General features: G+C 64.8%; 20 protein-coding genes. 14 read left to right on the forward strand and 6 right to left on the reverse strand.

The genetic code is table 11. The annotated features are described in order from the left end of the window. Positions 1-7: 7 nt before the first annotated feature. From FJ972_RS00465 to FJ972_RS00485, 5 genes are all read right to left on the reverse strand, one after another. Complete coding sequence (locus FJ972_RS00465) at positions 8-1,591, reverse strand: indolepyruvate oxidoreductase subunit beta family protein (protein ID WP_140523777.1); 1,584 nt, start codon at positions 1,589-1,591, stop codon at positions 8-10. Then, a complete protein-coding gene (locus FJ972_RS00470) occupies positions 1,584-3,737 on the reverse strand; it encodes an indolepyruvate ferredoxin oxidoreductase subunit alpha (RefSeq protein WP_140523774.1) in 2,154 nt (717 codons plus the stop codon). Before FJ972_RS00470 ends, FJ972_RS00465 begins: the two co-directional genes overlap by 8 nt. Positions 3,738-3,782: 45 nt before the next feature. Continuing rightward, positions 3,783-4,265: a MarR family winged helix-turn-helix transcriptional regulator gene (locus tag FJ972_RS00475; RefSeq protein WP_140496955.1), complete on the reverse strand. Its 483-nt coding sequence runs from the start codon at positions 4,263-4,265 to the stop codon at positions 3,783-3,785. Next, complete coding sequence (locus FJ972_RS00480; RefSeq protein WP_140523771.1) at positions 4,265-5,836, reverse strand: phytoene desaturase family protein; 1,572 nt, start codon at positions 5,834-5,836, stop codon at positions 4,265-4,267. Before FJ972_RS00480 ends, FJ972_RS00475 begins: the two co-directional genes overlap by 1 nt. Positions 5,837-6,126: 290 nt before the next feature. Further along, positions 6,127-6,918, reverse strand: coding sequence for a cyclase family protein (locus tag FJ972_RS00485; RefSeq protein WP_140496959.1), 792 nt, complete (start codon positions 6,916-6,918; stop codon positions 6,127-6,129). Positions 6,919-7,036: 118 nt separating this feature from the next. Here FJ972_RS00485 and FJ972_RS00490 point away from each other — a divergent pair, with 118 nt between their 5' ends. From FJ972_RS00490 to FJ972_RS00550, 13 genes are all read left to right on the forward strand, one after another. Beyond that, positions 7,037-8,611, forward strand: a complete 1,575-nt coding sequence (locus FJ972_RS00490) for a phytoene desaturase family protein (RefSeq protein ID WP_140523768.1) — start codon at positions 7,037-7,039, stop codon at positions 8,609-8,611. Positions 8,612-8,723: 112 nt separating this feature from the next. Further along, positions 8,724-10,253 (forward strand): ABC transporter substrate-binding protein, encoded by a 1,530-nt coding sequence (locus FJ972_RS00495; RefSeq protein ID WP_140523766.1) that lies wholly within the window; start codon positions 8,724-8,726, stop codon positions 10,251-10,253. Positions 10,254-10,341: 88 nt separating this feature from the next. Further along, positions 10,342-11,349, forward strand: coding sequence for an ABC transporter permease (locus FJ972_RS00500; protein WP_140523763.1), 1,008 nt, complete (start codon positions 10,342-10,344; stop codon positions 11,347-11,349). Further along, positions 11,342-12,190, forward strand: coding sequence for an ABC transporter permease (locus tag FJ972_RS00505; protein WP_140523761.1), 849 nt, complete (start codon positions 11,342-11,344; stop codon positions 12,188-12,190). The genes FJ972_RS00500 and FJ972_RS00505 overlap by 8 nt, the downstream gene beginning before the upstream one ends. Then, entirely contained in the window at positions 12,187-13,065 is an 879-nt protein-coding gene (locus tag FJ972_RS00510; protein WP_140496969.1) for an ABC transporter ATP-binding protein, read from the forward strand. Before FJ972_RS00505 ends, FJ972_RS00510 begins: the two co-directional genes overlap by 4 nt. Beyond that, positions 13,058-13,894, forward strand: coding sequence for an ATP-binding cassette domain-containing protein (locus FJ972_RS00515; protein ID WP_140523758.1), 837 nt, complete (start codon positions 13,058-13,060; stop codon positions 13,892-13,894). The genes FJ972_RS00510 and FJ972_RS00515 overlap by 8 nt, the downstream gene beginning before the upstream one ends. 80 nt (positions 13,895-13,974) lie before the next feature. Continuing rightward, positions 13,975-14,574, forward strand: coding sequence for a VOC family protein (locus tag FJ972_RS00520; RefSeq protein WP_140523755.1), 600 nt, complete (start codon positions 13,975-13,977; stop codon positions 14,572-14,574). Positions 14,575-14,715: 141 nt separating this feature from the next. Continuing rightward, positions 14,716-17,010 carry a bifunctional salicylyl-CoA 5-hydroxylase/oxidoreductase gene (locus FJ972_RS00525; protein WP_140523753.1) on the forward strand — a complete coding sequence of 765 codons (2,295 nt, stop codon included), beginning with the start codon at positions 14,716-14,718 and terminating at the stop codon, positions 17,008-17,010. Then, positions 17,007-17,780 carry an SDR family NAD(P)-dependent oxidoreductase gene (locus FJ972_RS00530; protein WP_140523750.1) on the forward strand — a complete coding sequence of 258 codons (774 nt, stop codon included), beginning with the start codon at positions 17,007-17,009 and terminating at the stop codon, positions 17,778-17,780. The genes FJ972_RS00525 and FJ972_RS00530 overlap by 4 nt, the downstream gene beginning before the upstream one ends. Further along, entirely contained in the window at positions 17,774-18,244 is a 471-nt protein-coding gene (locus FJ972_RS00535) for a MarR family winged helix-turn-helix transcriptional regulator (RefSeq protein WP_140513060.1), read from the forward strand. Before FJ972_RS00530 ends, FJ972_RS00535 begins: the two co-directional genes overlap by 7 nt. Continuing rightward, on the forward strand, positions 18,241-19,053 hold the full coding sequence (locus FJ972_RS00540) for an enoyl-CoA hydratase family protein (protein ID WP_140523748.1): 813 nt from the start codon (positions 18,241-18,243) through the stop codon (positions 19,051-19,053). The genes FJ972_RS00535 and FJ972_RS00540 overlap by 4 nt, the downstream gene beginning before the upstream one ends. A 231-nt stretch (positions 19,054-19,284) precedes the next feature. Further along, positions 19,285-20,433 carry an acyl-CoA dehydrogenase family protein gene (locus tag FJ972_RS00545; protein WP_140523745.1) on the forward strand — a complete coding sequence of 383 codons (1,149 nt, stop codon included), beginning with the start codon at positions 19,285-19,287 and terminating at the stop codon, positions 20,431-20,433. A gap of 57 nt (positions 20,434-20,490) precedes the next feature. Beyond that, on the forward strand, positions 20,491-20,886 hold the full coding sequence (locus FJ972_RS00550; RefSeq protein WP_140523742.1) for a RidA family protein: 396 nt from the start codon (positions 20,491-20,493) through the stop codon (positions 20,884-20,886). 91 nt (positions 20,887-20,977) lie between these two features. On the opposite strand, the gene FJ972_RS00555 is transcribed toward FJ972_RS00550, so the two are convergent. Continuing rightward, positions 20,978-22,072 carry an LLM class flavin-dependent oxidoreductase gene (locus tag FJ972_RS00555; protein WP_140523739.1) on the reverse strand — a complete coding sequence of 365 codons (1,095 nt, stop codon included), beginning with the start codon at positions 22,070-22,072 and terminating at the stop codon, positions 20,978-20,980. Positions 22,073-22,197: 125 nt separating this feature from the next. On the opposite strand from FJ972_RS00555, the gene FJ972_RS00560 reads away from it, so the two are divergent. Further along, the gene (locus FJ972_RS00560; RefSeq protein WP_140523736.1) at positions 22,198-22,971 is read left to right on the forward strand and encodes an HpcH/HpaI aldolase family protein; all 774 of its coding nucleotides are present in this window, start codon (positions 22,198-22,200) and stop codon (positions 22,969-22,971) included. The last annotated feature ends 12 nt before the right edge of the window (positions 22,972-22,983 follow it).

Raw genomic sequence — 22,983 nt, forward strand, 5'->3', positions numbered from 1 at the left:
CGCGGCCTCAGTGTGTCGGCCCGGCCCCCAGCGTCGCCACCGTCTTGAGGGCGCCGTCGAGCATGTCGCCCTTCTCGTCCTTCAGCGCCGCCTCGCGCAGCCGCCTGATCCAGTCAGCGGCGTCGGCGCGCCCCTTGAGCAGGTCGAGCGCCGACAGCACGCGGTCGAACTTCGACTGGGCACGGACATGGGTGTCGCTGTAGCCCTTGATCAGCCGGCGGCAGTTCAGTATCTCGACGGCCAATGCATAGTCCTCACGCGCATGGCCCAGCGCCAGCGCGTACCAGCTCTCCAGATGTGCGGCTTCCACCTTGTGGCGCAGCAGGCGGCGGCGCCAGCGGCGCAGGCCGCCGATGAACCACAGAGCGGTGAAGCCGGCAAAACTATCGGTACGGATGCGTCGGCCGCGATTGATGCGACGGTCAAGGAAGGCGGCGAGCTTCGGCCGGTTCTCGATGTAGCTGCCCAGCCCCGCCGGCAGCGTGCCGCAGAACTCCTCGATGCGCGGATGGAAATACTCGGTCACCTGCAGGACCGAGCCATCCCTGACGCCGACCTCCTTGCGCACGCGCCTGTCGCGGGTCGAGCGCGTCTTCAGGTCGGCGACGCGGATCATGTCATCGTAGCATAGGGCGTTCGCCAGATGCTTGGCCGCGGCGATCGAGAGGGCATAGGCTCGATCAGGCCCGTCCAGCACGACGGCTTTGTCCAGGCGGTCGAGATATTCGCGTCCATAGGCAATGTCCTGATAGTCCACGACCTTTCGCAGACCGCGCAGCGCCATGTCGCGCACCGACACGGGCATTACGTCGACGCGGGCGGCCAGGGCCTGCCAGCCTCGCAGGAGGTCTTGCGGGCCACTCACCTGTCCAGCAGCCAGGGCGGAGCCGACGACAGCAGCTTCCGCCGGTTTTGGCGCAGCCGATGATGCCGTGCCGCGCGCGCGATCATAGGCGGCGCCGAAGGCAGCGAGGCTGGCCTTGACGCCGCGGCCACCGGCGCCGATCGCCTCCTGGTAGCTTTCGCGCGTGAACGGCAGGGCGCCGGAGCCCGCCAGCGCGCCAAGCAGACTGGCCGAGATCATCGAGCCGCTGTCGGCGGCGATCTTTTCCATGTCGAAAGCGATGAAGCGCTTCGATGCGGCTTCAGCCGTCGCGTGCACCTTCGACGACGACGCCCTGCCGTCGCCGGGCTCGATCTTTTCCGACACGGCAGCGATGCGGTGCGACGAGGTGATCAACGTCGTGCGGTCGGGAGTGACAAAGCCGCGGATGATGGCGCGGCCGGCTTCCATCAGTTCGGCAGCGATCAAAATGTCGACGTCGCCTTGCGAGGGCGACAGCGCGAAGACCGGCAGGCGGCCGGTGTCACGGGCCATCTCGACATAGTAGATGGTGGCGCCGGTGCGCTGGGCGACGCCGGCCACCGAGGTCGATTGCGCGACGTAACCGTTGCGCTCCGCGACGTCGGTGATCCAGTCGGCAAGCACGCCGCCGCCCTGGCCGCCGACGGCGAGCACCGCAAGCTTGATAACGCGTTCGTCGTCGGCGGCGCCTGCCTTCGGGCGCAGTGAGGCGTTGTGATCAAGCATCGGCGAACACCAGACGGCGGCCTTCGCGGCGACGCTGCAAAAGCCCGATGACCGCGCGCCGGGCGCTCTCGAGGAAGCGGTCCCAGCGGCTCGGATTGTGCACGACATCGGCGCGATAGAAGGACGGGCACAGCACCGCCGCATCGGCGACTTCGCCGCAATTGCCGCAGCCGACGCAGTTCTGATCGATGCTCGCGACAGGATCGTCGCGCAGCGGATCGTCGAGCGACTTCACCGACAGCGACGGGCAGCCGGACAGCCGCATGCAGGCGTGGTCGCCGGTGCAGATATCCTCGTCGACACCGAACTTCGGCTTGACGACGCGCGTCCCACCCTTGATCGCCTTGTCGACCAGGGGCTTTTCGCGGCGCTGGCGGTTGAGCATGCATTCCGACGAGGCGACGATGACTTTCGGGCCTTTCTCGTCCGTGGTCAGCGCCTCGCGCAGCGTGTCCTGCATCTTGCCGACGTCATAGGTGCGGTCGACATGGCGCAGCCACTTGACGCCCATGCCTTTCACGGCCTCGGTGATGGGATGCTTGGTCGACTTGGTCTTGTTGCCGGCGCGTGACGACAGAATGTCCTGCCCTCCCGTCGCGGCCGAGTAGAAATTGTCGACAATGACGATGACGCCGTCGTTCTTGTTGAACACCGCATTGCCGATCGAGGAGGTCAGGCCATTGTGCCAGAAGCCGCCATCGCCGACGAAGGAGATCGAGCGGCGCTTGGCGTCGGGCGAATTGAAGGCCGAGGCCGAGGCCGGGCCGAGCCCGTAGCCCATTGTGGTGGCGCCGAGTTCGAAGGGCGGCATGATCGAGAACAGGTGGCAGCCGATGTCGGACGCGATGTGGTGCTTGCCGAGTTCCTGTTCGACCAGTTTTGTCGCGGCAAAGATCGGCCGCTCCGGGCAGCCGATGCAGAAACCGGGCGGTCGACCTGGAACGACATTGATCAGGTCCGCCGTGTCGACGCCGTCGCCGACCTTGTTGGGAGCCCGCACTTCGCCGGGCAGAAGATGCGGCGCCTCGGTGCGCAGGAAGGCGCCGATGCCGTCGAGCATGACCTGGCCGGTATATTCGCCGGCCATCGGCAGGTGCTCCTTGCCGACCAGGCGGGTGCCACGCCCGGCCTTGTGCAGCATGGCGGCAAAGGCCTGTTCGATGTAGTTGGGCTGGCCTTCCTCGACGACCAGCACCGCCTGCTTGCCTTCGCAGAAGGACAGAAACTCGTCGTCGATCAACGGATACACGGCATTGAGCACGTAGAGCGGCACGTCGGTCTCGCCATAGGTGTCGGCAAGGCCGAGCCGCTGCAAAGCGCGGATGACGGAATTGTACATGCCGCCCTGCATGACGATGCCGACGGAGCCGTGATCGGAACCGAAGATCTCGTTGATCTTGCGGCTCTTGATGAAATCCACCGCCGCCGGCCAGCGCTTCGCGACCTTCTCCTTCTCGTGCAGGAAGGAAGCGGGCGGCAGCACGATGCGGCCGGTGTCGCGGCGGGGCGCCTCCAGCGCATCGGCCACCGTCATCGGCGGCCGCTTGTTGTCTTTGGCGGTGAAATGACCGTGGACATGGCAGCAGCGGATGCGCACCTGCAGCATGACAGGCGTGTTGGAGGCCTCGGACAACTCGAAGCCGTCTTCCACGGCCTTGACGATCGAGGGCAGGTTCGGGCGCGGGTCGAGCAGCCAGACCTGGCTCTTCATGGCGAAGGCATGGCTGCGCTCCTGCATGATCGAGGAGCCCTCGCCATAGTCCTCGCCGACGATGATCAACGCACCGCCGGTGACGCCGCCGGAGGCGAGGTTGGCGAGCGCGTCGGAGGCGACGTTGGTGCCGACCGTCGACTTGAAGGTCGCCGCGCCGCGGATCGGATAATGCACCGAGGCCGCCAGCATGGCGGTGGCGGTGGCTTCCGAGGCGCTCGCCTCGAAATGCACGCCGAGTTCGCCCAGAATGTCCTGTGCGTCGGCCAGCACGTCCATGAGATGGCTGATCGGCGCACCCTGGTAGCCGCCGACATAGCCGACGCCGCATTGCAGCAGCGCCTTGGTGATGGCGAGGATGCCTTCGCCGGCAAATTCCTCGCCCGCGCCGAGCCTCAGCTTTTCGACTTCCTTGGCAAAAGACCGTTCGGCCATTTTTGGCCTCCTTCCGTTGCCGCCCGGCAGCGGCGGCGCGTACGTCTAGATGTCGTGCTTGCGAATGTTCTTCAGCATCTTTTGCAGCGTGGCGATCAGCGCTGCGTATTCGGCGTCGTCGACATCGTCGAACATGGCCTCGAAAGCGTCATGCATGGCCGGCCAGGCGCGGGTGAACTCGGTGCGGCCTTCGTCGGTCAGGAACACATGGCGGATGCGACTGTCGCTAACCCCCTGCTCGCGCCGCACAAGCCCCTGCCCCTCAAGCGTGTCGAGCGTGCGGCTCAAGGTGGACTGCTCGATCACCGTGTAGACCGAGAGGTCGTTGACGGTGACGCCGTCGGTGACCGACAGCACCGCGAGCGCCCGCACCTGCGAAATGGTCAGGCCCTGCTTGCGGAAATCGTCGCGCAAGGTGGCGTTGTAGCGGCCCATGATGCGGTTCATCAGATAGGGCGCGAATTGCTGCAGGCCGATCTGACCCAAGGTCGATATGCGCTGGCGCTTTTCCGCGATTTTCTGCTCCATCATAGTCTCCCCGCCAGGAGAAAGCCGGAGCCGCCGCCGAGGCCCGCGCCCGGATGGGTCGAGGCGCCGATATGGTAGAGGTTCTTGATGCCGGTCTGGTGATTGCGGCTGGTCTTGAACGGTCGCCACAGGAAGGACTGGTCGACGGTCGAGGACCCGCCATAGGGGTCGCCGCCGACCAGATTGATGTTCATCGCTTGGAGATCGGCAGGCGAATAGGCGCGGCGCGCGATGACGCTGTCCTTGAAGCCATCGATATGACTGGCAAGGATCGCTTCGGCGCGATCGGCATAGGCCTCGCGCAGCGCGTCGGTCCATTGCCCGTCCGCCGGCGCCTGCAGCTTGCCGGCGGCATCACCCTTGATGTGACGGGGAGCCTCGGGCAGTTGCAGCCACAGGATCGCCTTGCCTTGCGGGCAGCGCGAGGGATCGAGCGCGTGCGGCTGGCCGACGCAGATGGTCGGCACTTCGGGCAGCATGCCGCGCGTCGCCTCGTTGCAGGCCTTCGACACACCGTCCAACCCAGGCGTCAGATGCAGCAGCGCCACCTTGTCCAACCCCTGGCCCCGCCATGAAGGCGGCTTGTCGAGGGCATAGTGGATCTGGAAATTGCCTTTGCCGTAGCGGTATTTTTGCGTCGCCTCGATGTCATTCCTGGGGCTGTCGCTGCCGAGCAGCCGACCGTAAAGCTGCGTCGGCGTGACCGAGCAGATGACGCTCTTCTTCGCATTGACGGTCTCGCCCGAGGCCAATCGCACTCCGGTGGCGCGACCTTCGGTCAGGATGATCGAGGCAACGTCGGCCTCGGTGGAGATGACCCCGCCGCGCTCTTTGACAAGCGCCTCGAACGCCGACAGCAGGTTCTTCGCCCCGCCCTTGACGATCGGCGCGCCCGCAGCCTCCAGCGCGAAGGCGATGACCTTGGCGATCTGGCCGGAGAAAGCATCTTCCGGCCCAAGTCCGGCATGCAGCACCCACGGTGCCCACAGCGCGCGTATGGTTTCGGACCGATAGGTGCTTTCCAGCCATGCGCGCGCCGGCACCAGCGCATCGCCGAGAAAGGCGGCCAGCCCGCGCGGGCTCCGCCGCCAGGCATCACCGGCGAGCAGCTTCATTGTCGGATAAGACCAAAGGCTGCCGCCGAGCAGGCCGAACAGCAGCCCGGCATTGCGCTCGATGCCGCCGACATCCTCGGCGTGCCGGTCGCCGTCGCCTGCGGCGATCGCATTGAAGGCGGCGATGTTGGCGGCGCGGTCGGTGCTGAGCACGGCATGGCTGCCGTCGGGCCGCAGCACCCCCGTCGGGGTGGCCGCGTGACAGAACTCCAGGCCATGCCGGGCCAAGTCCTTGCCCAGCGCCGCGTAAGCCGGCGAGGTAATGAACAGCACGAATGTCGTCGCCATCACATCATGGATGAAACCGGGCGCGGTGATTTCCTCGGTGCGCATGCAGCCGCCAATGCGGTCGTTGCGCTCCAGCACGAGTACCTTTGCGCCCTTGCCGCCCAGCATCGCCGCGCAGACCAGCGCGTTGATGCCGCTGCCGACGATGATGTGGTCGGGGGCGTTCATTGGCGGTTCCCCGTGGGCAGCGGATAGGCTTGGGAGGTCAGTCCTCTACGGCGCTCCCCTCTGTCCTGCCGGACATCTCCCCCTTTTGGGGGGAGATTGGCTGTCATCACCGCTTTCGCCAATCTCCCACGTTGCAGGAATGAGAGGGGCGCCGAAGCTGCCAATCTCCCCCCTTGAGGGGGAGATGTCCGGCAGGACAGAGGGGGGCGCCGTAGGGCGCGAGTGCCGCCAACCTGCCTCCCTATCGCATCGCCCGCGCGCATGATCTTCTCCCGAAGATCCACTTCGCCCTATTTGCCCGGCACCAGCGCCAGGGCGCGGATCGGGCTGCCGGTGCCGTGCTCGATCTTGAGCGGCGCGGCGATCAGGATGGCGCCCTTCGGCGGCAACTGGTCGAGGTTGCACAGGCTGGCCAGACCATAGCGGTTGGCCTTGTGCATCAGCGTGTGGGCCGGGAATGGCGGCTCCATGCCGCCGGCCTTGCCGGCATCGGTGCCGATCGTCTCCGAGCCCCAGCCCTTGATGTCCTTGCTGATCAGGAACTGGATTGCTTCCGCCGTCGGGCCGGGCGTGTGTGGGCCGGTCTCGTTGGCGTTGAGGAATTCGGCTTCCGAGCCGTTGCGCTTGTACCAGTCGGTGCGCATCACCACCCATTCGCCGGCGTTGATGGCGCCATGCTTGGCTTCCCACGCCTTGATGTGATCGACGGTGAGCAGGAAATCATGGTCTGCGGCGGCTTCCTTGGAGCAGTCGATGACATTGACCGGACCAATAAAGTTCTGCGCCGGAATGGTGTCGGTGGCGCCATCCGGATAATCCTTGCCGCTGATCCAGTGCTGCGGCGCGTCGAAATGCGTGCCCGAGTGTTCGCCGAGCTTCAGCCAGTTCCAGGCCCACCAGGGACCATTCTTGTCGTAACGGGAGATGTTATGGATCTCGACCTTCGGCGTGTCGACGGCAAGTTCCGGCGGCAGCTTGATCAGCGGCGTGTCAGGACCGAGCGGCGCCGACAGGTCGACCACCTTGATGGCGCCTGAAAGAAGCTGGCCGGCGACTTCGCCGAGGAGTTGTTGCGTATCCATGGTCTCTGTTCCCTCTTGTCTGATGTGCTGAAGGCTCGTCTCGGCCCTTAATATCCTACTAGACGAAAACATATGCATCTGCAATTATCTTTAAGCATAAAGGAAATGGGTGCGGGGCGTGAGCGAGTTCGACGCCATCTTTGTCGGGGCGGGCCACAACAGTCTGGCTTGCGCCGCGCATCTGGCGCTCAAAGGCTGGAAAACCGGGGTTTTTGAGCGCAGTGCAAATATCGGCGGCGCCGTCCAGACCCGCGAATTCACGCTGCCGGGTTTCCGACACGATTTCGGCGCGATGAATCTGAGCCTGTTCGCCGGCTCGGCCTTCCACCAGAAATATGCAAATGAATTGAAAGCCCACGGGCTGGAATTCGCGCCGGTTTCCGACTGTTTCGCCAGCGCCTTCCCGGACGGACGCTGGTTCGGCGTCAGCAACGATCTGGAAAAGACGGCCGCGCGCATGGCTGCCTTCTCCGCCGCCGATGCCGCCACGTGGCGCAAGCTGGTCGCCGCCTTCCCGGCGGAAGCAGAGCATCTGTTTCGCCTCTTGGGATCACCGATGAGCGCCCGCGCCCTTGCCGGCACGGCGTGGAACCTTTGGCGCAAGAAGGGCCTCGCCGGCGCGCTCGACACCGGGCGCCTGCTGCTTTCCTCGCCCCGCGCGTGGCTGGAGGAGACTTTCGAGTCGCCCCATGTGCGGGCGACGCTCGCCACCTGGGGCATGCATCTCGACTTTGCGCCCGACATCGCAGGCGGTGCCGTGTTCCCTTATCTGGAATCCATGGCCAACCAGAGTTTCGGCATGGTGCTGGGCAAGGGCGGCGCCCACACCATCATTCGTGCCTTATCGGGGATGGTCACGGGCGCCGGCGGCAAGATCTTCACCAACGCCGAGGTGGCCGAAATCACGGTTTCGGCCGGCAAGGCGACGGGTGTGCGGCTCAAGTCCGGTGAGACGCACACGGCCACCAGGGCGGTCATTGCCGGCGTTGCACCCAAGGCGTTGGCCGGCACGCTTTTGCCCAACGGTTCCGGCGACGCCGGCTTCGACACGGCGATGCAAAAATTCCGGCACGCGCCGGGCACCATGATGATCCATCTGGCGCTAGACGATCTGCCGGACTGGCGCGCCGGCGCCGAGTTGCGGCAGTTCGCCTATGTGCATCTGTCACCGTCGCTCGACGCCATGTCGCGCACCTATCAGCAGGCGATGGCGGGCGTGCTGCCGGACGAGCCGGTGCTGGTCCTCGGCCAACCAACCGCGGTCGATCCGTCGCGCGCGCCTCAAGGCAAGCATGTGCTGTGGGTGCAGGTGCGCATGCTGCCGGCAGAAATCCTTGGCGACGCCGCCGGCAAGATCACGCCCGCGCATTGGGATCAGGTCAAGGATCGCTATGCCGAGCGCGTGCTCGACATCGTCGAAACCTACGCGCCCGGCCTGCGAGCCAAGATCCTTGGCCAGGCCGTGTTCTCGCCCATCGACCTCGAGCGCGAGAACCCGAACCTCGTCGGCGGCGACCAGGTTTGTGGTAGCCACCACCTGGCACAGAATTTCCTGTTTCGCCCGGCACGCGGCTACGCCGGTTGGAACACGCCTGTGGCCAATCTGCATCTCACCGGTGCCGCCACATGGCCGGGCGCCGGCACGGGTGCCGCCTCGGGCTTCATGCTGGCGCAACAGCTTGGCGGGAGGTAGCAGCCGAAACGCATTGGGGTGGAGCAAGGCAAGGTACGGTTGCCCAGGGAACCCACTGATCAAACAACGAAGCCGTGCACGGAAAACAGAAAAACCAACAAGGGGAACGACCATGACAATCAACAGACGCGAATTGCTCGGATACGGTGCCGCCGCACTCGGGGCGACGGCCATCGGCCTGCCGAGGATCGCCGGGGCGGCGGCCGGCGAACTGACCATCGCCTACAATGTCAACCTGCCGTCCTGGGATCCGACCACCGGACCTTCGGCGGTCAACCCGACCATCCAGGGCCTCTACCAGTCGGTGTTCGATCAGTTCATCCCGCAGAAGCCGGACCTGTCCTTCGCGCCGGGGCTGCTCACCGAGTGGGGCTGGAATGACGACCGCACCAAGATCATGATGACGGTGCGCGAGGGCGTAACCTGGCATGACGGCTCGCCGTTCACGCCCGAGGACGTGGTCTGGTCGTTGCAGCGGGCCGGCGATGAAAAGACCGGCAACCCGATCCAGTTCGTGTGGAAGAACGTCAACAACTTCAAGATCGAGGGCAACAAGATCACGGGCGATGTCGTGCAGTTCGACCCGGTCTACTTCAAGTGGATGTCGTTCCTCACGGGCTACATCATGCCGAAGGCCTATTACGAGAAGGTGGGCGCCGAAGGTTTCGAAAAGGCTCCGATCGGCACCGGCCCGTACATGGTCGAGAAGTTCGAACGCAACGCCTTCCTGCGGCTGAAGGCCAATCCGAAGTACTGGGGCGGCAAGCCGGCATTCGAGAACGTGACGATCAAATTCGTCACAGACGCGGCGAGCCGTGTCGCCGAAATCGAGTCCGGCTCCTCGCAGGTGACGCTCGAGATTCCCTATGAGGAGTATGACCGCCTGATCGCCAAGGACGGCCTTGCCGGCTCGATCAAGAATGTTTCCGACATTGGCATGATCTTCTTCAACGACGTCGAGGCGATGCTGGACAAGAACGTGCGCCAGGCAGCCGTCATGGCGGTCGACAAGGAGCTTCTGGTCAAGCGGCTGCTGCGCGGCTACGGCCAGCCGCTCGCCACGCTGGAAACGCCGGAATACGCGGCCTACGACGCGTCGATCAAGGTCGAGCACAATCCGGAAAAGGCCAAGCAATTGCTGGCCGCTTCCGGCTATTCGCCGGAGAAGCCGGTCAAGTTCACCATCCAGACGACCAAGGGCTTCAAGCCCAAGGACTACGAGATGATCCAGGCGATCGTCGGCATGTGGCGCAAGGTCGGCATCGAGGCCACCATTGAAGTCTACGAGATCGCCAAGCATTACGAATTGCGCGCCGCCGACAAGCTGGCGCCGGCGGCCTTCTACAACTGGGGCAACGCCATCGGCGACCCGACCACCTCGACCGGCTTTGCCATGTATGGACCGAGCCCGCACTCGGTGTGGGACAGCCAGGATCTGATCGACATGATCAACCCGCTGTGGGGTGAGAAGGACGAGGCCAAGCGCATCGCCGGCTGGAAGGCGGTGGACAAATACATCGCCGAGCAAGCCTATGTGCTGCCGCTGATGCAGTATGCGCAGCCGATCGTGCATGCCAAGGGCGTCAACGTCGTGCAGCATGTGTCCGGCGCGCTGTTGCCGGCCCTGATGACCCCGGCCTGATATCGGCCGGGCTTGCCGCGCGCCGTCCATAGCGTCGGCGCGCATCTTCTTTCGGCATACGAGCCTCCGGGCTCCAGCAAAGATTTACATGCTCCTGCAACGGTTCCTGATCCGTCTTTTGACGATGCTGATCACGCTGTTCGGCGTGGCCGTCGTCGTCTTTGTCGTGATCCGCATCGCTCCCGGCGATCCGATAGCCATGATGCTGCCGCCCGGCGCATCCGATGCCGATATCGCCCGGCTGCGGGCGCTCTACGGCCTCGACAAGACGATCATCGAGCAGTTCTTCATCTGGCTGTCCGGCGTCGTCAAAGGCGATTTCGGCACCTCGATCTCGCTTCGGCAAGACGTGCTCGGGCTTGTCTTCAACCGGCTGCCGGCAACGCTGGAGCTTGCCATCGTCGCGCTTGTCATGGCGGTGGCGATCGGGGGGACGACGGCCATCCTCGGCGCCCGCGAACGAGGCACGGCGGTGGAAGCCGGCATCGACATCGCCAGCGGGGCAGCACTTTCCATTCCCGATTTCCTCTGGGGCCTGGTGCTGATCCTGCTGTTCGGCGTGCTGGTGCCGATCTTCGACATTTCCGGGCGGGTCTCGCCGCAGCTAGACCTGCCCTTCGTCAGCCAGTTCTATCTGTTCGAAAGCTTGCTTCGGCTGCGCCTCGATCTCACATGGGATCTCCTGAAGCACATGCTGATGCCGGCGGTGGCATTGGCATTGCCGCTGGGGGCGATCATCTCGCAGCTGTTGAAACAGTCGCTGAAGGAAGTGCTCGACCTCGACTATGTCGTGCTGGCGCGGGTGAAGGGTTTTTCGGAAACGCAGGTCATCCTACGCGAGGCGCTGAAGAATGCCGCCCTGCCCACGCTGACGCTGGTCGGCGTGCAGTTCACCTTCCTGATCGGCGGCACGGTCATCGTCGAGCGGCTGTTTTCCTATGAGGGCCTCGGCAACATGGCGATCGACGCCGTCATCAACCGCGACCTGCCGCTGATCCAGGGCATCGTGCTGGTCTTCGCGCTGTTGTTCGTGCTGATCAATCTCGCCGTGGACATGATGTATGCGCTGCTCAATCCGAGGCTGCGCCATGGATGAGAGGCGCATCTCGAGACACGGCTCAAGCGCCAGGCTTTGGCTGGCCGGCGGCTGGCTGCTGCTGGTGCTGCTGGCGGCGATCCTGGCGCCGCTGGTCGCGCCGCGGGACCCGCTCGCGCAGGATCTTATGCTCGAACGTTTGCCGCCGTTCTGGCTCGATGGCGCGGAGCCCGGCTATTGGCTGGGCACCGACAGCCTCGGCCGGGATCTCTTGTCACGCCTGATCTTCGGCGGGCGCATCGCCTTCATCGTTGCGTTCGCCGCCGCCAGCGCCGCCTGCCTTGTCGGCTCGACCCTGGGCTTGATCGCTGGCTATTTCGGCGGCTGGGCCGACCGCATCATCTCGCGCATCGTCGATGTCTGGATGGCATTCCCGCCGGTGCTGTTCGCCATCCTTTTGGTTGCCGTGCTCGGCACGGGTTTGAGCTCTGTCATCCTGGCGATCGCGATCATCGACTGGACGCGTTTCTGCCGGGTCATCCGCGCCGAGGCGATGGGCCAGTCGCGCATGGACTATGTCGAGAACGCCCGCATCGCCGGCTATGGCCGCATCGGCATCATGCTGCGCGAAGTGCTGCCCAATGTGGTGCCATCGATCGTGGCGCTGCTGTCGCTGGAAATGGGCATCGCCGTCATCGTCGAGGCGATCCTGTCCTTCGTCAACCTGTCGATCTCGACCGACGACCCGACCTGGGGCGGCATCATCGCCGAGGGCCGGCTGTCGATCCACCAGGCCTGGTGGGTGCTGGTATTCCCGCTGATCACGCTGATCCTGACCGTGCTGTCGTTCAGCCAGTTCGGCGAGGCGCTGAAGACACGTTTCGATCCGGTGCTGCGATGAGCGCCTGTCTTGATATCAAGGAGTTGAGCGCCGTGCTGCCGAACGGCCAGCGCGTGCTGCGCTCGGTGTCGCTTGCCGTGCAGCCCGGCGAAGTGCGAGCACTGGTCGGTGAAAGCGGCGCCGGCAAGACGATGATCGGCAAGGCGGTACTTGGCGTCTTGCCGTCGAGCGTGCGCATCGTCGAGGGCGATATGCGGCTCGAGGGCGAAGACCTCGGCAAGCTCAACCCGAAGGCACGGCGCACGCTGATCGGCGCGCGCACCGCACTGATCCCGCAGGATCCGCTGACCGCGCTCAACCCGTCGCGCCGCATCGGCCCGCAAACGACCGACCGGCTGGTGCGCATCCTCGGCTGGAGCGGCGAGAGGGCCGAAACCCGCATCCGGCAATTGCTGGACGAGGTGCAGATCCGTGACCCCGACCGGGTACTGAAAAGCTACCCGCACGAGCTTTCCGGCGGCATGCGCCAGCGCGTGCTGATCGCCGCAGCCTTCGCCGCCGAGCCCCGGCTGATCGTCGCCGACGAGCCGACCACGGCGCTCGACGTCACCGTGCAGAAGCAGATCCTGCGGCTCATCGCTGCGTTGCAGCGCGAGCACGGCACGGCGATCCTGTTCGTCACCCACGACCTCGGCGTCGTCGCCAAGATCAGCCAGAAGGTCTCGGTGCTCTATGCCGGCAAGGTCGTGGAAGAGGCCGAAACAGCTGCCCTCTTCGCGGCACCGCAGCACCCCTACACACGGGCACTGATGGCGGCAACGCCGCGCTACACCGATCCCCTCGCCTCGCTAAAGCCGGTCGACGAGGCAGTGCTGGCCGGGCTTGCCACGGAGATTGCGGCCGCGGACCAGGCGTGGAGGCGACCGCATGGCTGAGCCGCTGTTTTCCGTGCGCGGTCTGAAAGTCGCGCTGCCCGACATGACCCGCAAGCCGCTGATCGGCCGCGCGCCGCTGGCGGAAATCCTAAAAGGCCTGGACTTCGACCTGCCCAAGGGATCGGTGACCGGCATCGTCGGCGAGTCCGGATCCGGCAAGTCGACGCTCGGCCGTGCCCTGGTACGACTGCTGGAGCCCAGCGCCGGCAGCATCAGCTTCGACGGCATAGACATCACACATCTGCCAGAGGCGGAGTTGCGGCCGCTGCGCCGCGATCTGCAGATGATCTTCCAGGATCCTATGTCGTCGCTCAACCCGCGCCGCACCATTGCCAGCATCATTGCCGCGCCGCTGAAGCAGAACGGGCTTGGCGACAATCTCAGGGACCGCGTGGCCGAGGCCTTGCAGCGCGTCGGCCTGCCGCAGAGCTTCGCCGGCCGCTACCGCCACGAACTGTCGGGCGGCCAGCGCCAGCGCGTCGGCATAGCGCGCGCGCTGGCGCTGGCGCCGAAATTCGTGCTGGCCGACGAGATCGTCTCCGGCCTCGACGTCTCGACGCAGGCGCAGATCCTCACCCTTCTGGAGAAACTGGCGGAGGAGATGGGGCTGACGGTCGCCTTGATCAGCCACGATCTGTCGGTCATCCGGCGGCTGTGCCGGCAGGTCATCGTCATGCGCGAAGGCAGGATCGTCGAAGCGAGCGCGACGGACGCTCTCTTCGAAAATCCCCGACAGACCTACACGCGCGACCTGATCGCGGCCATCCCACTGCCCGAAATCGACGACGGCTGGCTGGATATTCCTTCCGCTGCCAAGGCTCCGACATGAATGCATACGCACGCCGAAAAGCGGGCTCGGATGTGCGACCGGCCAATGACAAAGCCCCGCCAAATGGAGGAGAAACTGACATGAAGACAACAATTCGAAATGCAGCACTCGCTGCCGCCATCCTCGGCAGCACCGGTGTGGCGGCAGCAAGCTCGATCCCCGGCATGCGCGGGCACGACCACACCGGCATCACGGTTCCCGACATGAAGCAGGCGGTCGATTTCTTCACCGACGTGGTCGGCTGCAAGAAGGCAATGTCGTTCGGCCCGTTCGCCGACGACAAGGGCACCTTCATGCAGGATCTTCTCGGCGTCGATCCGAAGGCTGTCATCGAGCAGGTCACCATGGTTCGCTGCGGCACGGGGTCGAACATAGAGCTGTTCAAATACACCGCGCCGGACCAGAAGGACCTGACACCGAAGAACAGCGACATTGGCGGTTTTCACATCGCCTTCTATGTCGACGACGTCGCGGCGGCGAAAGCCTATCTCGAGGCCAAGGGCGTAAAGACCAGGTTGGGGCCGCTGCCGGTCAAGGAAGGACCCGCCGCCGGCCAGACCATCCTTTACTTCCAGGCGCCTTGGGGCTTGCAGCTGGAAGCGATCAGCTATCCCGACGGCATGGCTTACGAGAAGGGTGCCGAGACGGTGCTGTGGAGCCCGAAGAACCCGGAAAAGTGACCCCACGGGCCGCGCGTGCGGCGATGCGCGAGCGCGCGGTCCGCTATTTCGCATAATCGTTTCGGCATAAAACTTTAAGCTTGAAATACCTTGGCCCCGGCGCGATACTGAAATCAAGCAAGCGAAGAGGAGATCGCACAGATGAAGGTTGCGGTTCTCGGCGGCGGACCAGCCGGCCTTTACTTCGCCATTTCGATGAAGCTGAGGGACGCCGCGCACGATGTGACGGTTTTCGAGCGTAATCGCGCCGACGACACGTTCGGCTGGGGCGTCGTTCTGTCAGCCGAAACGCTTGAGAATCTGGCCAGGAACGATCCGGTCAGCGCCGTCTGGATCAAGAAGCATTTTGCGTATTGGGACGACATCGCCGTGGTCCATGACGGCGTGCGCACTGTATCCTCAGGCCACGGCTTCTGCGGCATCGGCCGCAAGCGGCTCTTGATCCTGTTACAACGGCGCGCACGCGAGCTCGGCGTCAAGCTGATGTTCGAGACCGACATCGCCGATCCCAAGCCCTATATGGAGACGCATGACCTGGTCGTCGCCGCAGACGGACTGAACTCCAGGGCGCGCAACAGCTTCGTCGACATCTTCAAGCCCGACATCGACACGCGCAAATGCAAGTTCGTGTGGCTCGGCACCCATCAGAAATTCGACGACGCTTTCACCTTCATCTTCGAAAAGACCGAGCATGGCTGGGTGTGGGCGCACGCCTACCAGTTCGACAGCGACACCGCGACCTTCATCGTCGAGTGCAGCGAACAGACCTGGGCCGCCTTCGGCTTCGGCGCCATGACGCAGCAGGAATCCATCGCCGTCTGCGAGCGCATCTTCGAAAAGCATCTTGGCGGCCACAAGCTGATGACCAATGCCAACCACATCAGGGGTTCGGCCTGGATCAATTTCCCGCGCGTGCTGTGCGAGCGCTGGTCGTTCGAGAACCTGGCGCTGATGGGCGACGCGGCGGCATCGGCGCATTTCTCGATCGGCTCCGGCACCAAGCTGGCGCTGGAAAGCGCTGTCGCGCTGGCCGAGTATGTCGAAACCGAACCGGACCTAAAGGCCGCATTCCGTAAATATGAGGATGCGCGCCGCACCGAGGTGCTGAAGCTGCAGTCGGCGGCGCGCAATTCGCTCGAATGGTTCGAGGAGGTCGAGCGCTATCTTGGCCTCGATCCGGTGCAGTTCAACTATTCGCTGCTGACCCGCTCGCAGCGCATCAGCCACGAAAACCTGCGGCTGCGCGACGCGGAGTGGCTTGAAAGCGCGGAGGAATGGTTCCAGCGCCAGGCGGGCGCCGGCGCCAACAGGCTGCGCCGCGCGCCGATGTTCGCGCCCTTCAAGCTGCGCGACATGCGGCTCAGCAACCGCGTGGTCGTCTCGCCGATGGCGCAGTACAAGGCCGTCGACGGCTGCCCGACGGACTGGCATTTCACGCACTATGCCGAGCGTGCCAAGGGCGGCGCCGGGCTCATCTATATCGAGATGACCTGCGTCAGCCCCGAAGGGCGGATCACGCCCGGCTGCCCGGGCTTCTATGCGCCCGAACATGAGGCGGCGTGGAAACGGCTGGTCGATTTCGTCCATACCGAGACCGAGGCGAAGATCTGCGCACAGATCGGCCATTCCGGCGCCAAGGGTTCGACCCAGGTTGGGTGGGAAGGCACGGACGTGCCGCTCGCCTCGGGTAACTGGCCAGTCATGGCGGCATCGGCGGTCGCTTGGTCGCCGCAGAATCAGGTGCCGAAGACCATGGATCGCGCCGACATGGACAGAGTGCGCGACGAGTTCGTGGCTTCGGCTGAGATGGCCGACCGCTGCGGCTTCGACATGCTCGAGATCCACGCCGCGCACGGCTATCTCCTGTCGTCCTTCATCACGCCGGTCACCAACCGGCGCACGGATGCGTATGGCGGTTCGCTGGAAAACCGCATGCGATATCCCCTTGAAATCTTTCGCGCCGTACGCGCCGCCTGGCCGGCGCAGAAGCCGATCTCAATGCGCATTTCGGCCAATGACTGGGTCGGCATCGAAGGCGTAACACCCGCCGACGCCGTCGAGATCGCGCGGCTGTTGCATGAGGCCGGCGTCGACATTTGCGACGTCTCGGCAGGACAAACTTCGGTGCTGGCAAAGCCGGTCTATGGCCGCATGTTCCAGACGCCGTTTTCCGACCGCATCCGCAACGAGGTCGGCATGGCGACGATGGCGGTCGGCAACATCTATGAGCCGGACCATGTCAATTCGATCCTGATGGCCGGCCGCGCCGACCTGGTGGCGCTGGCACGGCCGCATCTTGCCGATCCCTACTGGACGCTGCATGCGGCGGTGGCGCTCGGCGACCGTGGCGTGAAATGGCCGGATCCTTATCTGCCGGGGCGCGACCAGATCTACCGACTGGCCGAACGCGACGCCGCAGCGGGGCTGAAAGTATGACGGCCGCCGCGATGATCGCCGGCAGCCATGCCCTTGTCACCGGCGGCGGGTCTGGTGTCGGCCGAGCGATCGCTCTGGCGCTGGCTGGTGCCGGCATCGACGTCACCATATGCGGCCGCCGCGAGGCGGAGCTGGCCAAGGTGGCTGGCGAAAGCAAAGGCGTTTTCGCCATCACTGCCGATGTCACCAATGAGGCGGCGATGGCATCGCTTTACGAGACGGCGGAGGCCGCGCGCGGGCCGTTCGACATCGTCGTCGCCAATGCCGGCATGGCGGGCAGCACGCCGGCGCACAAGACCACGCTGGCCGACTGGCAGCGGACGCTGGACGTCAACCTGACCGGCGCTTTCCTGACGGTGAAGCCGGCGCTCGCCGGCATGGCCGCGCGCAAGGCGGGCCGCATCGTCTTCATCGCGTCTACCGCCGGACTGAAAGGCTACGCCTATGTCGCGCCTTACGTGGCGGCCAAGCATGGCGTCGTCGGCCTGATGCGGGCGCTGGCTGCCGAGACGGCGAAATCCGGCGTGACCGTCAATGCGGTGTGCCCGGGGTTTGTCGAGACGGACATGTTGGACGAGTCCATCGAGCGGATCGTTGAAAAAACCGGCCGTTCGACTGAACAGGCGCGGGCGAGCCTTGCCGCGACCAATCCACAAGGCCGCTTCATCCAGCCGCAGGAAATTGCCGCCGCCGTGCTGTGGCTGTGCGGCGATGCGGCGGCGTCGATCACCGGACAGGCAATTTCGATCTCAGGAGGCGAAACATGGTAGCCGGCCCCCTGCCCGCGCCGTCGGGACCCGGCAAGGACCGCTTGCGGCTGTGGATCAGGCTGCTGCGCGCCTCGCGCACGATCGAGGCCGAACTGCGCGAGCGGCTGAAGAAGGAATTCAACACGACGTTGCCGCGCTTCGACGTGATGGCCGCGCTCTACCGAGCGCCCGAAGGCATGCTGATGAGCGATCTGTCGCGCTTCCTGCTGGTATCCAACGGCAATGTCACGGGCATCGTAGATCGGCTCGTATCCGAGGGGTTGGTCGCGCGCGCCCGCCGCAATGGCGACCGCCGCACCTCGATGGTGCGGCTGACGGATGAGGGCTCGAAGTCCTTCGCAGTCATCGCTGCCGCTCACGAGGGCTGGGTCGGCGAATTGCTGGGCAAGGTGAGCGAGGACGACGCGCGCCGGCTGACCGGCATGCTGACCTCGTTCCGCAGCAACTGGGAGGGACGCGAATGAGCAAGATGGCCGGCTTCAAGCCGAAGCATTTCCTCTGGCAGGTCGAAGGCCGGATCGCCAAGGTCCGGCTCGACCGGCCGAAGCGCAAGAACCCGCTGACCTTCGACAGCTATGCGGAACTGCGCGATACATTCCGCGACCTCGTCTATGCCGACGATGTCGATGCCGTGGTGTTCCTGTCCAATGGCGGGAATTTCTGCTCCGGCGGCGATGTCCACGATATTATCGGCCCGCTGGTCAAGATGGACATGAAGCAGCTCCTGGCCTTCACCCGCATGACCGGCGACTTCGTCAAGGCGATGCTGAACTGCGGCAAGCCGATCATCGCGGCGGTCGACGGTGTGGCGGTCGGCGCCGGCGCCATCATCGCCATGAGCTCCGACATCCGCATCGCCACGCCGGACGCCAAGACGGCATTCCTGTTCACCCGCGTCGGTCTTGCCGGCTGCGACATGGGAGCCTGCGCGATCCTGCCGCGCATCATCGGCCACGGCCGCGCCGCCGAACTGCTCTACACCGGCCGCAACATGACGGCTGCCGAAGGCGAGCGCTGGGGGTTCTACAACAGGTTGGTCGATGCCGCATCGCTCGAGGCCGACGCGCTCGACATGGCGGCGAGCATCGTCTCCGGCCCGACCTTCGCCCACGGCATTACCAAGACGCAGTTGAACCAGGAATGGTCGATGGGCCTTGACCAGGCGATCGAGGCGGAAGCTCAGGCGCAAGCGATCTGCATGCAGACGCGCGATTTCGAGCGGGCGTACAAGGCGTTCGTTGCCAAGGAAAAGCCGGTGTTCGAGGGGAATTGAGGATGAGCGGGTTGATGGAGACGTTGGCGGGACAGCGCCCCCCTCTGGCCTGCCGGCCATCTCCCCCTCTAGGGGGGAGATTGGCAGCTTCGGCGGCGGCAGCCATCCTGCGGCGCAGGCGATTCGCGAAAGCCGAGATGAGGATCGATCTCCCCCTTAGAGGGGGAGATGTCCGGCAGGACAGAGGGGGGCGCCGTAGAGCACGGACTCTGGAGAATAGCGGAGGCAGAAATGCCTGACCGCTCCTTCCTCGACTGGCCCTTCTTCGAAGACCGTCATCGCGAACTGGCCGGGCACCTCGAGGCATGGTGCGCGAAGAACCTGCCCGTCGATCACCATGACGTCGACACTGCCTGCCGCGAGCTGGTGCAAAAACTCGGCCGGGACGGCTGGCTCAAGCCGACGGCGCTCGACACCGACAATCCGGGACCGCTCGACGTGCGCACCTTGTGCATCACGCGTGAGACGCTGGCGCGGCATGACGGGCTCGCCGATTTCGCCTTCGCCATGCAAGGGCTCGGCACCGGAGCGCTCAGCCTGTTCGGCACGCCGGAACAACAGCAATGGCTTTCGAAGACGCGCGCCGGCAAGGTCATTTCCGCCTTTGCGCTGTCGGAACCGCGCTCGGGATCGGATGTCGCCAATATGGAGATGACAGCGACCCGCGATGGTGACGGCTATGTCCTGTCGGGCGAAAAGACCTGGATCTCCAATGGCGGCATCGCCGATCTCTATGTCGTCTTTGCCCGCACAGGCGAGGCACCCGCCGCCAAGGGGCTATCAGCCTTCATCGTGCCCGGGGACAGCAAGGGCCTCGGCATCGCGGAGCGCCTGGAAGTCATAGCGCCGCATCCGCTGGCACGACTGTCTTTCGATCAGGTCCGCCTGCCCGCCTCGGCGCTGATCGGCAAACCGGGCGACGGCTTTCGCATCGCCATGTCGGTGCTCGACGTGTTCCGCTCGACCGTCGGCGCGGCGGCACTCGGCTTTGCTCGCCGCGCACTCGATGAAAGCATCAAGCGGGTGGCCGAACGCAAGCTGTTCGGCGCGCCGATGGCCGAGCTGCAGATGGTGCAGGGCCATATCGCCGACATGGCGCTCGACGTCGATGCCGCGGCGCTTTTGGTCTACCGCGCCGCCTGGACCAAGGACATGGGCGCGGCGCGGGTAACGCGCGAGGCGGCGATGGCCAAACTGTTCGCCACCGACAAGGCGCAGGAGGTGATCGACAAAGCGGTGCAACTGCATGGCGGCGACGGCGTCCGCAAGGGTCACATCGTCGAAAGCCTGTATCGCGAGATCCGCGCGCTGCGCATCTATGAGGGTGCTTCCGACGTGCAGAAGGTGGTGATCGCGCGACAGGTGATGGGGGCGGCCTGAACAGGGCGCGTCGTCGGACTGGACTGTTTTCGAACGCGGATATTGCGGAGAGTTGAAATGCACGAGATCCTACAGCCGGATGGCTGGGCCAAGCCAGTCGGTTACGCCAATGGCGTAGCGGCTCGCGGGCGGCTTGTCTTCGTCGGCGGACAGGTCGGCTGGAATGGGCAGTGCCAGTTCGAGACCGACGATTTCGTCGGACAGGTGCGGCAGACGCTTCAAAATATCGTCGCGGTGCTGGCGGAGGCCGGAGCTGAGCCGCGGCACATCACGTCGATGACGTGGTATTTCACCGATAAGAGCGAATATCTGGCCAATCTCAGGGGTATAGGCGAGGCCTATCGCAAGGTGATCGGCCGGCATTTCCCGGCGATGGCCGCGATGCAGGTGATGGCACTGGTCGAGGACCGAGCCAAGGTGGAGATCCAGGCCACCGCGGTTATTCCGGAATAATCGGCCGTCGCTTCGTCATCCTGGGTGCAGCAAGGAGCGTAGCGATACGGCGCAGACCCCAGGATGAGAAATCAGGAAGGCATGGGCCAGACTATTCTCCGCGAAGGCCGGCCTGCTCCAGCAGCGGCAGCACGTGATCGCAGAAATAGGGGAGTTCCTGCGTGTAGTTGACGAAGGACAGCGCAATGCCCTGGTAGCCATGCCCGGCAATGGCGGCCATAGCGGCGGCGATCGTTTCGGGCGTTCCGACCAAGGGATAGGTGCCGGCGCCGCCGGCGAAACGCTGGCGATAGCGGTCATAGGCATACGGGTCGTGCGACCGCGAGAATTCCTTTTTGCCGGCCATATGGGCATCGACCGCCTCACGGTCGGCCAGATCGACGGCATAGCGTGTGTAATAGGCCTGCGCCTCCTCCATCGTCGGCCGGCAGACGACATGCGCCACGGTGTAGACGCCGACCTCGCGGCCAGCCTTGCCGGCCCGCTCACTGATATCGGCGACATGTTTGCCGGCATCGGCCATCTCGGAAAAGGTCGTGAACAGATAGTCACATCTGGCGGCAGCGAAATCGCGGCCCGGACCGCCGAAAGCCGCGTTCATCGTCACCGGTCGCGGAACTTGCAGGCTGGCCGGCCGGCTCACGGCTTCCTTGAGACGATAATAAGTGCCCTCATAGTCGAGAGGTTCAGCCGACGCATAAAGCCTTTCCAAAATTTCGATCCATTCGGCGGCCTGATCATACCCCTTCTCGACCAGCGGCGTGCCGAACATGCCGAATTCCTTCGGGTTCCAGCCGCAGACGATGTTGAGGCCGGCACGGCCCTGGCTGATATGATCGACCGTCGCCAGCGCCTTGGCGGCGTAGAGCGGATGCACGAGCGGCACATGCACGGTCATGAACAGCCCGATCTGCTCGGTGGCCACACTGAGCGCCGCCGCCCAGGTGAAGGTCTCGAACGACCATTCGCGCACCCTGTTGCGGCCGCCAAAGCCGCGCCAGCGCGCGATCGGCAGCAGGAATTCCAGCCCCGCCCGGTCGGCGATCTGCGCCGCCGTCAGATTATCCTGCCAGCTTGCCGTCCAGCGTTCAGGCACATCCGATATGGCAAGGCCGCCATCGGCATTGGTCGAGAAGACGCCGAGCTTCAGTCTGTTTGGGCCGTGCAGGGGATGCGCTTTGATCATGTCCGGAACTCGCGGCGGGAGATCGACACGCTAGGCTCGCGCGAAAATATTTCAAGCCTGAAATAGCTTCGCCTCGCCGCTGTTTGCGGATATGAATTCCGGCACGACAACAAGGGGATGGAACGATGAGCGGGTTTCGCCACAAATGCATCGGCAGGGAAAGCCTCGTCGGTTCCTTTGCCGCCATTCCGCATCCCGTTGCGGTTGAGGTGATGGCGCAGTCCGGTCTCGATTTTCTCTGCATCGATTGGGAACATGCCCAGATTTCGCGCGACATGATCGAGGCGATGGTGCGCGCGGCCGACATCCATCGCGTGCCGGCCATGGTGCGCGTGCCCGGCCATGCACCGGAAGCGATCGCCGCGGCATTGGACAGCGGCGCGCAAGGCGTGCTCGTCCCGCGCGTCTCGACCGCCGCCCAGGCGCAGGCGGCGGTGAAGGCCTCGCGTTATCCGCCGACCGGCGAGCGCGGCGTCGGGCCCGGACGGGCCGCCGGCTATGGCTACCGCATCTCCGAATATCTCGCTCAGGCCAATGACAGCATCGTCGTGGCGGTTCAGGTCGAGACATCGGAAGGGCCGGCCAATATCGAGGCAATCGCCGCCGTCGAGGGCGTCGACGTGATTTTCGTCGGGCCCGGCGATCTCTCCGTATCGATCGATGCGATCGGCCTCAAAGGCGCCGACAAGCTCGCGCAAGCGATCCGCAGGATCATCGATGCGACAATCGCGCATGGCAGGACATCCGGGATCTTCTGCGCGAAGCCGCAAGATGTCGCCCGATGGGCAGCACTCGGCGCCAGTTTCTTCATCCTGGCCAGCGACACGATGCTTCTGGGGGCTGGCGCTGCTGCCGGCAAAGCCCGCGCGGATGCCGAACTGGGCAGGAGCGGCCGCTAGCGCTATCGAAAG

It is taken from the genome of Mesorhizobium sp. B2-1-1 (assembly GCF_006442975.2).
Classification (GTDB): domain Bacteria; phylum Pseudomonadota; class Alphaproteobacteria; order Rhizobiales; family Rhizobiaceae; genus Mesorhizobium.

Bases quoted from the DNA above. Each gene is read 5' to 3' on its own strand.
- FJ972_RS00465 (WP_140523777.1), bottom strand. From the start codon at position 1,591: ATGCTTGATCACAACGCCTCACTGCGCCCGAAGGCAGGCGCCGCCGAC.
- FJ972_RS00470 (WP_140523774.1), bottom strand. From the start codon at position 3,737: ATGGCCGAACGGTCTTTTGCCAAGGAAGTCGAAAAGCTGAGGCTCGGC.
- FJ972_RS00475 (WP_140496955.1), bottom strand. From the start codon at position 4,265: ATGGAGCAGAAAATCGCGGAAAAGCGCCAGCGCATATCGACCTTGGGT.
- FJ972_RS00480 (WP_140523771.1), bottom strand. From the start codon at position 5,836: ATGAACGCCCCCGACCACATCATCGTCGGCAGCGGCATCAACGCGCTG.
- FJ972_RS00485 (WP_140496959.1), bottom strand. From the start codon at position 6,918: ATGGATACGCAACAACTCCTCGGCGAAGTCGCCGGCCAGCTTCTTTCA.
- FJ972_RS00495 (WP_140523766.1), top strand. From the start codon at position 8,724: ATGACAATCAACAGACGCGAATTGCTCGGATACGGTGCCGCCGCACTC.
- FJ972_RS00500 (WP_140523763.1), top strand. From the start codon at position 10,342: ATGCTCCTGCAACGGTTCCTGATCCGTCTTTTGACGATGCTGATCACG.
- FJ972_RS00505 (WP_140523761.1), top strand. From the start codon at position 11,342: ATGGATGAGAGGCGCATCTCGAGACACGGCTCAAGCGCCAGGCTTTGG.
- FJ972_RS00510 (WP_140496969.1), top strand. From the start codon at position 12,187: ATGAGCGCCTGTCTTGATATCAAGGAGTTGAGCGCCGTGCTGCCGAAC.
- FJ972_RS00515 (WP_140523758.1), top strand. From the start codon at position 13,058: ATGGCTGAGCCGCTGTTTTCCGTGCGCGGTCTGAAAGTCGCGCTGCCC.
- FJ972_RS00520 (WP_140523755.1), top strand. From the start codon at position 13,975: ATGAAGACAACAATTCGAAATGCAGCACTCGCTGCCGCCATCCTCGGC.
- FJ972_RS00525 (WP_140523753.1), top strand. From the start codon at position 14,716: ATGAAGGTTGCGGTTCTCGGCGGCGGACCAGCCGGCCTTTACTTCGCC.
- FJ972_RS00530 (WP_140523750.1), top strand. From the start codon at position 17,007: ATGACGGCCGCCGCGATGATCGCCGGCAGCCATGCCCTTGTCACCGGC.
- FJ972_RS00535 (WP_140513060.1), top strand. From the start codon at position 17,774: ATGGTAGCCGGCCCCCTGCCCGCGCCGTCGGGACCCGGCAAGGACCGC.
- FJ972_RS00540 (WP_140523748.1), top strand. From the start codon at position 18,241: ATGAGCAAGATGGCCGGCTTCAAGCCGAAGCATTTCCTCTGGCAGGTC.
- FJ972_RS00545 (WP_140523745.1), top strand. From the start codon at position 19,285: ATGCCTGACCGCTCCTTCCTCGACTGGCCCTTCTTCGAAGACCGTCAT.
- FJ972_RS00550 (WP_140523742.1), top strand. From the start codon at position 20,491: ATGCACGAGATCCTACAGCCGGATGGCTGGGCCAAGCCAGTCGGTTAC.
- FJ972_RS00555 (WP_140523739.1), bottom strand. From the start codon at position 22,072: ATGATCAAAGCGCATCCCCTGCACGGCCCAAACAGACTGAAGCTCGGC.
- FJ972_RS00560 (WP_140523736.1), top strand. From the start codon at position 22,198: ATGAGCGGGTTTCGCCACAAATGCATCGGCAGGGAAAGCCTCGTCGGT.